Source organism: Mycolicibacterium aromaticivorans JS19b1 = JCM 16368 (genome assembly GCF_000559085.1).
Lineage (GTDB): Bacteria > Actinomycetota > Actinomycetes > Mycobacteriales > Mycobacteriaceae > Mycobacterium > Mycobacterium aromaticivorans.
Genome location: NZ_JALN02000001.1, coordinates 2,781,043 through 2,792,696, shown reverse-complemented (window position 1 = coordinate 2,792,696; position 11,654 = coordinate 2,781,043). Strand labels below are relative to the sequence as shown.

At 68.9% G+C, this 11,654-nt stretch carries 9 protein-coding genes; 5 read left to right on the top strand and 4 right to left on the bottom strand.

Annotated features, from left to right (window positions below; all coding sequences use genetic code 11):
• Positions 1-22: 22 nt before the first annotated feature.
• On the bottom strand, positions 23-328 hold the full coding sequence (locus Y900_RS13525) for a hypothetical protein (protein ID WP_036342457.1): 306 nt from the start codon (positions 326-328) through the stop codon (positions 23-25).
• A gap of 90 nt (positions 329-418) precedes the next feature.
• On the opposite strand from Y900_RS13525, the gene Y900_RS32735 reads away from it, so the two are divergent.
• Genes Y900_RS32735 through Y900_RS13505 form a run of 5 tightly spaced genes read left to right on the top strand, consistent with a single transcriptional unit; the run spans position 419 to position 3,200 of the window.
• The gene (locus Y900_RS32735; protein ID WP_192827510.1) at positions 419-589 is read left to right on the top strand and encodes a hypothetical protein; all 171 of its coding nucleotides are present in this window, start codon (positions 419-421) and stop codon (positions 587-589) included.
• A 20-nt stretch (positions 590-609) separates the two neighbouring features.
• Entirely contained in the window at positions 610-1,110 is a 501-nt protein-coding gene (locus tag Y900_RS13520) for a metallophosphoesterase family protein (protein WP_036342455.1), read from the top strand.
• 26 nt (positions 1,111-1,136) lie between these two features.
• Complete coding sequence (locus Y900_RS13515) at positions 1,137-1,580, top strand: MarR family winged helix-turn-helix transcriptional regulator (RefSeq protein WP_036342446.1); 444 nt, start codon at positions 1,137-1,139, stop codon at positions 1,578-1,580.
• Positions 1,577-2,386: an ATP-binding cassette domain-containing protein gene (locus Y900_RS13510; protein WP_036342443.1), complete on the top strand. Its 810-nt coding sequence runs from the start codon at positions 1,577-1,579 to the stop codon at positions 2,384-2,386. Before Y900_RS13515 ends, Y900_RS13510 begins: the two co-directional genes overlap by 4 nt.
• Positions 2,376-3,200 carry an ABC transporter permease gene (locus tag Y900_RS13505; RefSeq protein ID WP_036342440.1) on the top strand — a complete coding sequence of 275 codons (825 nt, stop codon included), beginning with the start codon at positions 2,376-2,378 and terminating at the stop codon, positions 3,198-3,200. Before Y900_RS13510 ends, Y900_RS13505 begins: the two co-directional genes overlap by 11 nt.
• A gap of 68 nt (positions 3,201-3,268) precedes the next feature.
• On the opposite strand, the gene recD is transcribed toward Y900_RS13505, so the two are convergent.
• Genes recD through recC form a run of 3 tightly spaced genes read right to left on the bottom strand, consistent with a single transcriptional unit; the run spans position 3,269 to position 11,561 of the window.
• On the bottom strand, positions 3,269-5,002 hold the full coding sequence (recD, locus tag Y900_RS13500) for an exodeoxyribonuclease V subunit alpha (protein ID WP_036342431.1): 1,734 nt from the start codon (positions 5,000-5,002) through the stop codon (positions 3,269-3,271).
• Entirely contained in the window at positions 4,999-8,298 is a 3,300-nt protein-coding gene (recB, locus tag Y900_RS13495; protein ID WP_036342429.1) for an exodeoxyribonuclease V subunit beta, read from the bottom strand. Before recB ends, recD begins: the two co-directional genes overlap by 4 nt.
• Positions 8,298-11,561 carry an exodeoxyribonuclease V subunit gamma gene (gene recC, locus Y900_RS13490; RefSeq protein WP_036346672.1) on the bottom strand — a complete coding sequence of 1,088 codons (3,264 nt, stop codon included), beginning with the start codon at positions 11,559-11,561 and terminating at the stop codon, positions 8,298-8,300. The genes recB and recC overlap by 1 nt, the downstream gene beginning before the upstream one ends.
• Positions 11,562-11,654: the final 93 nt, after the last annotated feature.

Genomic DNA, 11,654 nt, shown 5'->3' with positions numbered 1-11,654 from the left:
ATGAGTATGGCGGGTGACCTGCTCACCACACCGACACGGGCACGCCCAGGCACAGCAGCATCAGGGCCAGCAGGAACCAGCCTGCGCCCTGCCAGATCGGCCAGGTGCCCTCGGCGCGCCACACCCGATAGGTCTTGATGAACGCGCCGACCCCACCGGTGAACAGGATCACCGGCACCAGCACTCCCGCGATCAGCGAGTGCCAGACCACAGTCGCCGCGAACGCCACGGCAGCGACCACGACGACGGAGACGACGTACATCACCGCAGCCCGGAAGGTTGCCGGGTCGTGCCAGCTCTTCTCGACGTCGTCGCTGTCCATAGTCATCCCAGCGTAAAGCGTTGAGTGGGCGCTGACGTTCGGCAATCAGGTGAAATATGCGGCGTAAGCGCTCAACCAATGGGGTAACCCGGCCTGATGACGAAACCGACAGACGACCGGAGTGAAGAGGACGTCCAGGAGGACCCGAAGGTCGCCTCGTCGCGAGCCGGTAAGGATGGCGACGACGGCAGCTACGTCGGCCAGACCGGTCCAGACGACACGTTCGACGCCGGCGAGACCGGAGCAGAGGCACGCAGCGAGCGCTGAGCTTCTGTAAGGATCAGCCCATGCGTCTGCTGTTGTTGGCCGACACTCATATTCCGAAGCGCGCCCGCGATCTTCCGGCGCAGGTGTGGCACGAGGTCGAGCACTGCGACGTCGTCATCCACGCCGGCGACTGGGTCGAGGTGGGCCTGCTCGACGAGCTGTCGGCGCGCTCTCGTCGCCTGATCGCCTGCTGGGGCAACAACGACGGCCCCGACCTGCGGTCGCGGTTACCCGAGCGCGCCGACGTGACGTTGGACGACCTGCGCTTCACCGTCGTGCACGAGACCGGGGCCGCGTCGGGTCGGGAAGCCCGGATGGCGCAGCAGTATCCGCACACCGATGTGCTGGTGTTCGGCCACAGCCACATCCCGTGGGACACCACTGCGAAGACCGGCCTGCGGCTGCTGAATCCGGGCTCGCCGACCGACCGTCGCCGTCAGCCGTTCTGCACATACATGACCGTTGTGACCCGGCCGGGGGTGCTGGCCGACGTGCAGCAGCACCGCATTGAGAAGACTTAGCTCTGGAACAGAGCTAAGTTGGTGGGGTGAGCCTCCGCACCGATCTCGTCGCCGAGTTGTTCGGCACAGTCGGCCGGTTCCGGCGCACGGTCCGCCGCACAGCGGGTACCTCCTTCGCCGGATTGACCGAATCCCAGGCCGAGCTGTTGCGACTGGTCGCGCGGCAGCCGGGGATTTCGGTCAGCGCGGCCGCCGCCGAACTCGGCCTGGCCGCCAACACCGCGTCCACGCTGGTGTCCAAGCTGTCATCCGACGGACTGCTCACTCGCAACCCCGACCCCGACGACCGGCGCGTCGGCCGTCTGACCCTCACCCCGCCGGCGCAGAAACTCGCTGATGCCTCGCGGGCCGCCCGGCGAGCGGCACTGTCCCAAGCACTCGACCAGCTCGACGACGACGCCCGCGCCCTGGCCGAGGGCATGCGGGTCCTCGCCGCCCTCACCGCGACACTGCAGGAGAAACGATCATGACCGCGCCGGCGATCGACTGCCAGAACCTGACCCACCGCTACGGCGACTTCACCGCCGTCGACGATCTGACGTTGCAGGTACAACCCGGCGAGACGGTAGGTCTACTGGGCCCCAACGGAGCCGGCAAGACCACCGTCGTTCGCGTTCTGACCACGCTGACTCCGGTTCAGCACGGTCAGGTCCACATCTTCGGACTCGACTCGCGACGCGACACCATGGACATCCGGTACAACCTCGGCTATGTGCCCCAACAGCTTTCGATCGAACCGGCACTGACCGGCAGGCAGAACGTCGAATGGTTCGCCCGCCTCTACGACGTCCCGCGCGCGGTGCGCAAGCGACGGGTCGACGAGGCACTGGCGGCTATGCAGCTGGTCGATGTCGCCGACCGGTTGGCCAACACCTACTCCGGGGGCATGGTCCGCAGGCTCGAGCTGGCCCAGGCCCTGGTGAACCAGCCCTCGCTGCTCATTCTCGACGAACCCACCGTGGGCCTGGATCCCATTGCCCGCGACAGTGTTTGGGATCAGGTGCACAGCATGCAGCAGGAGTTCGGTATGACGGTGCTGCTGACCACCCACTACATGGAAGAAGCCGACGTGCTCTGCGACCGGGTGGCGCTGATGCACCATGGCCGGCTGCGGGCCGTGGGCACACCGGCCGAACTCAAGGCGAAAGTCGGTCCGCAGGCATCCCTGGAGGATGTGTTTCGCCATTACGCCGGATCGGGGCTCGAGGACGCCGTGGAGCACAACGGCCTCGGCGGGATCCGGGCCGGCCGGAAGGCGGCGCGCAATGCCGGTTGATTCGACGGCCGGCACCCGGCTGCTGCGGGCACCCCGCGGCTGGCGGCGGGTGCCCAGCATGGCCGCCCGGATGCAGACGTTCGCCTGGGTCGAGTTGCAGAAACTGCGCCACGACCGCACCGAGCTGCTGACTCGCACGGTGCAGCCGGCGTTGTGGTTGTTGATCTTCGGGACGACGTTCAACCGGTTGCACGTCATCAACACCGGCTCGGTGCCGTATCTGGAATTCCTGGCGCCCGGGATCATCGCCCAGTCGGCGCTGTTCATCTCGATCTTCTACGGCATCCAGATCATCTGGGATCGCGATGCCGGGATCCTGGCCAAGCTGATGGTGACCCCGGCGCCGGCGTCGGCGCTGGTGACGGGCAAGGCGTTCGCCGCGGGAGTGCGGTCGGTCGCACAGGTGATCGGGGTCCTGGTGTTGGCCTACCTCATGGGTATTGCGATGACGCACAACCCGCTGCGGATCGTGGCGGCGATGGGTGTGGTGATGCTCGGGTCGGCCTTCTTCGCCTGCCTGTCGATGACACTGGCCGGGCTGGTACGCAACCGGGACCGGCTGATGGGCATCGGGCAGGCGATCACCATGCCGTTGTTTTTCGCCTCGAACGCGCTGTATCCGGTGGCGGTGATGCCGGAGTGGCTGCGCTGGTTGTCGCGGGTGAATCCGCTGTCCTACGAGGTGGATTCGCTTCGCCTACTGCTGGTGGGTATTCCGTCGGCGCATCCGTGGGTCGACCTCGGCGTGCTGGCGCTGTCCGCGGTGGTCGGTATCGCCGCGGCGTCGGCGCTGCTGCGCAGGCTGGTGCGCTAGCGTTCGCGACGAGCGTCACACCAGAGTCACGTTCGGCGCCGAGCGCGACGCTGGCGTGACGTTCGGCGTCACTGCGTGAGGCGGCGACTGAGCCCGCTGGCGCGCGCCGCCCGTCGCCCCACCGCGGCGCGCAGCTGCTCGGCAGACCCCACCACCCGTACCTTCGTCTTGGCCCGAGTCACCGCGGTGTACAACAACTCCCGGCTGAGCAACCGCGAATCTGTCGGCGGCAGAAGCACAGTCACCTCCTCGACCTGACTGCCCTGGCTCTTGTGGATCGTCATCGCATGCATGGTCTCGATATCGGCCAACCGGCTGGTGGCGAATTCGGCAGTACCGTCGGCCCCCGCCATCGCCACCCGCAGCGCACCGCCGCGCAGCACGGTCACCCCGATGTCACCGTTGTAGAGTCGCAGTCCGTAGTCGTTGGCGGTCACCAGCACAGGCCGGCCGGCATACCACGAAGCCCATTGCGGGGCATCGGTTTCCTCAGCCAGCCAGCGCTCGACCTGGCGGTTCCAGTACGTCACGCCGCGCGGTCCGCGCCGGTGTGCACACAACAGCCGGTGCTCTTCGAGAGTGGCCAGCGCCAATTCGCCATTGCCGAGCACCGCGGCCTCGCGCAGGCGGATCGCATGCGGAACCAGCACCTGACGAAGTGCCGTGGTGGGGTCCTCGGTGTCGATCCATTCGATGTGCTCACCACCGGCATTCAGGACGTCGATCGCGCGGTTGGCGTCACCGACCCGGATAGCCAGCGCCAGCGCCCCGATCGATGCGCCGAACCGGTGCGACGTGATCAGCTTGGCCACCGGCGTATTGCCGCGCGCACTGAGCCCCTCCACCAAATCGGCGAGTACCGCTCCGGCTTCCACCGAGGCCAGCTGGTCGGGGTCACCCACGAGCAGCAGCCGCGAGTCCGGCCGGACCGCTTCCACCAGGCGGGCCATCATCGTCAGCGACACCATCGACGTCTCGTCCACGACGATCACGTCGTGCGGCAGCCGGTTCTCCCGGTGGTGCCGGAACCGTGCCGAGGTCCTGGGCACCGGACCCAGCAGCCGGTGCAGGGTGGTGGCGTGCAGCCCCTGCAGCCGGTCGCGATCGGCGGCCGTCAGTTCGTCGACTTCGGCTTGCACCGCCTCCTGCAACCGGGCGGCCGCCTTCCCCGTCGGCGCGGCCAGCGCGATGCGCAGCCGCGGCGAGCCTTCGAGTTCCGCCTGCTCGGCCAGCAGTGCCAGCAGCCTCGCCACGGTGGTGGTCTTGCCGGTTCCCGGCCCGCCGGTCAGCACCGTGAGCCCCTGGGCCAGAGCGACCTCCGCGACCCGGCGTTGCTCGTCGTATCCCGCCGGGAAAAGCCGTGCAAGGTCCGGCAACCGGTGATGGGGCCGGGCGGCCGCCAAGGCCAGCACGTCGGTGGCAACCTGGCGTTCCTCCAGCCAGTACCGGTCGAAATAGAGCAGGCCTTCCTCGAGGTGCAACACCGCCGGAGAGTTCAGCAGTGGACTGGCCGCCACAGCCGCCTGCCACTCCCCCGGCTCCGGCCACGGCACGTCGTCGATGTCGACCTGCTCCGGCACTGCCGCGAGTTCCACGCACACCGATCCGCCGCGCACCGCGCGCACCACGAATGCGATCGCCAGCGCGACCCGCTCGTCGGGCTCCTTGGCCAGCGCCGTCAGCCGTTGGGCGACAAGGACATCGGATGCTTCGATAGCCCCGGCTTCGTTGAACACCCGCAGCAATCCGGTGGCGCCGGCGCACAGCCGCCAGTCCGCGGCGTCGGCCACTTCGACGGTCATGCCGCCACCCGCGGTCCGTCGAGAAGATCGGACACCGCCGTCACCAACACCGCGGGCGGCCGCCAGCTGAACACCCCGGCGGGGTGGCCGCCGGCGGTCGGAGTGTTCGGGCCGCACATACCGCGGACGAACAGATACAGCACCCCACCGAGGTGCTGCTCCGGCTGGTACCCGGGCAGCCGCCAGCGCAGGAATCGGTGCAGCACAACGCTGTACAGCAGCGCCTGCAGGGGATAGTCGGAGTGCAGCATCGCCTCAGCCATCCGCTCGCGGTCGTAGTCGGCGGCAGACAGCGGGCGGTCCGGGTCTCCCAGCCAGTTGGTCTTGTAGTCGACCACCAGATAGCGATGCCCCGCACCGTCGGGTATCCGCAACACCGCGTCAACCGATCCGGACAGATAGCCGCGCAACGACTGCGCACCGAGCGGGCCGCCGCCGAGCCGCTCGACGTAGGACGCCAGCGGGTCGTCGGCGGGCAGGTGCTCGCTCAGCAGCCGGCCGACGTCAGCAAGCCGGGTCTCGGGTCGGCCAGTCGCCCGATCGCCGCCGGACAGCGGAAATTCGAAGTCCATCTCACACAACCGGTCCCGCAACCCGATCTGGCGTAAGGTCAGCCCGCCGGCCAGCGGGCCCAGGGGGGTGTCGTGCATGGGCACCAGGGCCGACGCCAATTCCGCCGCGTCGACGTCCACCGGCCACCACACCGAGTGCCGGTCGATCTGGTCCCGAAGTTCAGCCGCCAGGTCGCCTGCGAACGGGTCGGCGGTTTCCAAGACCGCGTGCACCAGGCTGCCGAACGTGGCGCCGGTAGGCAGGTCGGCCATCGGAGAGGGCAGATCCGCTCCCGACGGCGGTGCGCTCACCGCGATGTCGGCGACCTCGTCGTCGAGCTGGATCACCTCGGGCTCGCTGCCGACCCCGGTCGTCTCAGCGGCTCGGATCAGGCCGGAGTACGAGGTCCGCCGCCACGTGGTGTCGATGCTGCGATGAAAGTGCCTGACACCCAGGTCTTCTCGTGGCTGCTGTACCGGCAGCTCGACGGGCTCGACGACGATCGACTCTTCCAATACCGGGCCGCCCGCGGTTTCCCACTCCCTCAGCAGCGCCATCGCGTCGGCGTCGTCGACGCGTTCGGGATCGCAGCGGTCCGGAACGGTGCTCTGCCCGGGACGGCGGCCGCGCAGCAGGCGCGACAGGCCGCCGTTGGGTTCGTCCCAGGACGGCGCCCACCACGCCACCACCTGCGACTGCGCCCGCGTCATCGCGACATACGTCAGCCTGGTCTCCTCACCGGCGGACTCCTGCCTGCCGAGCCGTTGCGCGGTCGCCAGCTCGGCGCTCTGGTCGCCGCCGACGTGCAGGCAGCGCCGTTCCTGGTAGTGGAAGCGGACCAGATTCTCGTTGCGCACATAGCGATTGAATGTGAAGGGCAGGTAGACGATCGGGAACTGCAGCCCCTTGCTCACCCACACCGTCATGATCTGCACCGCGGCGGCGTCACTGTCGAGGCGACGGTTTCGTTCCGGCGCGCCGCTACGCTCCTCGCGCTGGGTGCGAAGCCAGTCGCGTAATGCCGTGAGGCTGAGCTGTTCCCGGTGGGAGACCTCATTCAGCAGCTGAGTGACGTGGGCGAGGTCGGTCATGTTGCGTTCGCCGCCGGCCCAGGACAGCACCCGGCGGCCCATACCCGCCAGCTGCGCCGCCTCGAACACCGCGGCCACGCCGGCTTCGCGCGCATGATCTGCCCACTGCCGCAGGGTGTCCGCAACCCGGTCGGTCAGCGTGTCACCGCCGGCGGCGAGGTCCTCGGCGGTCTTGCCGAAGAACATCGTGGTGGCGGCGGCGCGCACCAGTCCCGGCCGGTGCAGCTGGTCGAACGCCTCCAGCAGGCTCAGCCAGTCGTCGGCGGCCTGCGACTTGAGCACGTCGGTGTCACCGGTGTAGACGGCCGGAACGCCCGCGGTCACGAGCGCGTCGAAGCACGCCCTGGCGTCGGTATGACTTTCGGTGATGACGGCGATGTCGTTGGCCTGTAGCGGACTGCCGTCGAAGGTGGCCTTGCTCGCCAACAGCACGGCGATATCGGCCGCCAGGTCGGCGGCGATGTGGGGGCGCAACGCGTCCATTCGGATCGTGCGGGTACCGCGCTGCCCGAAGCGTTCCCTGCTGACCACTCGCAGCCGGAACGGATCGTTGTGCGGGGCACCCGCCAATCGGTGCCCACGGTGGTGGGCCTGTACGGGAAGGACTTTGATGTCGGGGTCGCCGAGTTCGGCGCCGCCCACAACATTCTGCAGCCGGTCGACCAGCACCGAGTCACTGCGCCAGTTCAAGCCGAGGGTACGGCGTTGCCCCGCGGTCTTGGCCGCGTGCAGGTAGGTGAAGATGTCCCCGCCACGGAAGGCGTAGATCGCCTGCTTGGGATCGCCGATGAGGATGAGCGTCGACTGGCCGCTGAACGCGCGCTCGATCACCTGCCACTGCACCGGATCGGTGTCCTGGAATTCGTCGACCATCACCACTGACCACCGCTGGTGCATGCGGGTCGCGGCCGCCGACTCGGCCGATTCCAGCGCATCGGCCAGCCGGCCGAGCAGATCGTCGTAGCTGAGAATCCCGCGCCGGCGTTTGCGCCGATCCAGCTCGGCCAGAACATCGTTGGCGAAGCCGACCCGGACCGCGGGCTCCGATCCCGGCGGCGGATCCAGCGGCCGAAGCTCGGTGCCCGGATTGGCGACCACCTCGCGCCCAAGCTTGAGGGCCTCACCGCGGCTGATCGGCGGCTGCTCACGCTCCTGGCCGAAGTGGGCCAGGTACAGGTCGTCGACGATCTCGGCGACCAGTTCGTCCAAGCTCTCGGCCAACGTCACATGGGAATCGGTATCCCCGGCGACACCAAGGGATTTCAGTACCAGATGGCAGAACTGATGGGTGGTGGCGATCGTCGCTGCGTCGAATCCGGCCAGCGCGTCGCGCAACCGGTGTCGACGTTCGGCCAGTTCGGCCGGCGCACCATGGGTGAGGGCAGCCAGAACATCATTGCGCTGCGCCAGTTCCGGGTCGTCGAACGCGCGCAACGCCTCCTGCAATGCCTGCCGTACACGCTCGCGCAACTCCTGGGTGGCCGCCCGGCTGAACGTGATCAGCAGCATCTGATCCAGCCTGGCCCGGCCTTCGGCCACATAGCGGGTGACCAGCGCGGCGAGAGTGAACGTCTTACCCGTCCCGGCGCTGGCTTCCAGCACAGTGGTCGAACCGTGTTCCGGCAAGGGACCCAGTAGATCGAACTGATCCATCAGGCACCGTCCTCGGCACGCAGCAGCGGTGCCCACAGCCGCGTCGCGTAGGCCCCCAGCCGGGTCAGCTCGCCCGGCGCTTCCTCCCCGGGGCGCGGCTCGGTCAGCAACGGGTCCAGGTCGGGTTCGCGGCCCCAGATTCGCTCGATGGCACGGTCATCGCGCTCGTACCGCCACTTCGACCACGCTTCGCTTCGGGGATCCTGCCCGCTGATCCGTGCCACGGCCCAGGCATGAGACGTCTTGATGGGCAGGGGAATCGGTTCGCGGCGGCCGGCATCGTAGATCGCGACCAGATCCCGGAGCAGCACGGCCGGGTCCTCCTGCGGCGCCCCCAGAACGCGCTCTACCACCCCGTTGCGGCGCCGCTGCCTGCCGATGCATACCGCGGACCATTGCCCCGGATATGCCGCACACAGGGCCAGCATCGGGATCCACGCCCGCAGCAGGTGCGGAGCGTCCAGCTTGGAGAACGTCACCTCCAGGAGCCGCTTGCCGTACACACCGGAGACGGTGCCGGTGAGACGACGGCCGCCGCCCAGATCGACGTCCACGTCGTAGGCGTGCGGGGTCCCGGTTCGATGAGCCAGCGCCGCCCGGGCCAGTTCCGTTGCCTGGTCGCGTAATTCGCTGGCAGTTCGCCAGCCCAGTCGCCCCGGTGGCAGCGTGCCTCGGCGCCACTCCGCCTGCCCGGCCCTGTCGGGATCCATTCCGGCGAGCATGTCGGTGAGCAGCCGCTGACCGACGGTCCATTGCTGCAGGCTGTCGATCTCGACTGGCATGGCGTCCTCGACTCCCTCGACGTCCCACGGCAGCGTCACGTCCAGGGCGGTGAAGAAGCCTTTGACGGGATTGGCGAAGAACTTCGACAGATCGGCCAGCGTGACATCGTCGGGGCCAGGTGCGGGCAGCGGATTCGCCAGGAGGTCGGGCTGTTCGGGGCGGTGAGCGCCGGTGATCGACGCAGCAGCGAGCACGCTGGAATCGAAGGTGAACGGTTCGGCGGGCACCCCGAGAGCACCGGGCGTCACATTGCGAACATCGAAGGGCTGCAACGGGTGCCGAATGAGGATCTCCTCGCGCACCGGCGCCTCGGTGGTGCGGTCCAGCGCGTCGAGCAGTTCGGCCAGCGGAACCGCAGGCGGCCGGCGTTGCCCGGAGTACTCGTTGGCTCCCGTGTAGGTGATCACCAACTTGTCGGTCGCGGCGCAGATCGCGTCCAGCAGCAGCTGACGGTCCTCGGAGCGGATGTCGCGCTCACCGGTCCTCGGGTCGCGCGCCAGCACGTCGTCGCCGTCGACCACGCCGATCCGGGGAAACACGGTGTCGTCCAAGCCGACCAGGCACACCACCCGGTGCGGCACCGAGCGCATCGGAACCATGGTGCACACCGTCAGCGTGCCGGTGCGGAAGTTCGCCCGGGTCGGCCGCCCAGACAGATGCCGACCCAGCAGTGCGGTGACATCCGGCAGCCGCAGATCGGTGTCCGCCCGGTGCCCGGCGGAGGCCAGCACGTCGCCGAACTCGCGTTGCAGCTGACTGGTCTGCCAAGCGTCGTCACCGGTGGTCACCGTGAGCATGCCGACACCGTCTTGCAGCGCAGTCAGCCACTGCCGCAACGGCCGGACCCCGCTCAGCGAGTCGACAATGCGCTGCAATCGGTCCACATACTCGGCCAGCCGGCCCGCCAGTTCCACGCTGTTGCTGCCCACGTCATCCAGCGGCAGGGTGACATCCAGCCAGTCCTTGGAATCGTCGGACATCGCGACCCCGGCCAGCACCCGGTCCAGACCGAACCGCCAGGTGTTCTGGATGAATGGGATTCCGAACGGAGCCCGGTGCTCGGCATCGAAGCCCCACCGGATGTTGGCCTGCTGCACCCAGCGGGTGATGGTCTCCAGGTCGTCGTCGGTGAAGGCGAATCGCGCCCGCACCGGTTCCAGATGGGCGAAGTCCAGCACCTCGGTCGCGGTCACCCGGCTGCCTGCCAACGCCAACAGCTTGGCCGCCACCCCGAGCAGTGGGTTGGTCTGGATCAACGCACGATCGGCCAGCCGCACCCGCAGCTGGTGGGCGGGATGCGCACCAGGCACCACGTCGCCGAGGCCGAAGTCCGCGACGATCAGCGGGGCGTAGGTCTCGATGTCCGGGCACATCACCAGGATGTCGCGGGGCTCAAGGCTGCGGTCCTCGGCGAGCAGACCGAGCAGGACCTCACGCAGCACATCGACCTGGCGGGCCGCGCCGTGGCAGCTGTGCACCTGCACCGACCTGTCACCGACGTACGAACGACCCTGCGGCCGTTCGGCATTGGCGGCAATATCGGACTGCAGCCAGCCCAGCAGCGTGTCCGGAAGACGTTGGGCGCCCAGGAACTCGTCAGTGGCCACCGAGGCGGGCAGGCCCCGCTGCAGTTCGCGGACGTCGCGGCCGAGGGTGGCCAGCAACGGGTGCGCGGCAAACCGGTGGCTGGTGTCCTCGCTGCGCACCACGGTGCCCCGCACGCCGCTCAGCGCGGTCCACAGCGCGGCGCTGGGATGCGGCAGCCACAGGTGCACGTCGTGGTGTCCGGCCAGCGCACCGACGAGTTCGATCTCGGTGCTCGGCAGCCGGGTATGCCCGAACAGCGACAACCTGGCAGGCAGGTCCGCCCCCGACTCATGCAGCCGGGCAAGCGTTTTCGCGTGCCGCACGTGAGGCGGGTCGATACCCATCCTGGCGACCAGTGCGCGCCAGAGGTGCGGCTGCCAGCCCAGGTCGGCGTGCAGACCGTCGGCCTCGCAGTCCAGCCACTCGACCAGGAGCCGGGGGCGCTGGCGGGCGTAGGAGGCGAAGAGCGCGGCGAGCCTGCGGGCCACCGCGTACCGCCTGCCCCGACGCAGCTCCTTCTCCTCGCCGGCCACGAAGTGTCCGAGGTGGGTGGCCAGCGTGCGGCACCACGGCTCGTCGAGGCTCGCGTCGATGACCTCCAGCAGCGGCCAGGTCATCGCGTCGGGCGACCACGGGTCGTCGTCGTCGGTCCCCGCGATCTCGGCGATCAACGACGCCGGCGACCGGAACGACACCCCGGCGCATATGCCGCCGGCGCCGTACCCGCCGCCGAGGACATGCGATAACCGCTGACTGAGCCAGCGTTCCACGCCGCGGGCCGGCACCACCACGAGTTCGGCGGCGAACGGGTCCGATTGCGGGACGGCCAGCAGCGCGCCGAGACCGTCAGCGAGCAGGTCGGTTCGCTCGGCGCGGTGCAGGTGCAGGGCCATCGGGATCACCGTAGCCGCGCCGGGGGACATCACCGCCGCACGAGCCCGGCGCCACGGCAGCGAAATCATGCCGAACCCCGCCGAGTTCGTCCA

Coding starts and splice junctions, on each gene's coding strand:
- Y900_RS13525 (WP_036342457.1), bottom strand. CDS start 328: ATGACTATGGACAGCGACGACGTCGAGAAGAGCTGGCACGACCCGGCA.
- Y900_RS32735 (WP_192827510.1), top strand. CDS start 419: ATGACGAAACCGACAGACGACCGGAGTGAAGAGGACGTCCAGGAGGAC.
- Y900_RS13520 (WP_036342455.1), top strand. CDS start 610: ATGCGTCTGCTGTTGTTGGCCGACACTCATATTCCGAAGCGCGCCCGC.
- Y900_RS13510 (WP_036342443.1), top strand. CDS start 1,577: ATGACCGCGCCGGCGATCGACTGCCAGAACCTGACCCACCGCTACGGC.
- Y900_RS13505 (WP_036342440.1), top strand. CDS start 2,376: ATGCCGGTTGATTCGACGGCCGGCACCCGGCTGCTGCGGGCACCCCGC.
- recD (WP_036342431.1), bottom strand. CDS start 5,002: ATGACCGTCGAAGTGGCCGACGCCGCGGACTGGCGGCTGTGCGCCGGC.
- recB (WP_036342429.1), bottom strand. CDS start 8,298: ATGGATCAGTTCGATCTACTGGGTCCCTTGCCGGAACACGGTTCGACC.
- recC (WP_036346672.1), bottom strand. CDS start 11,561: ATGGCCCTGCACCTGCACCGCGCCGAGCGAACCGACCTGCTCGCTGAC.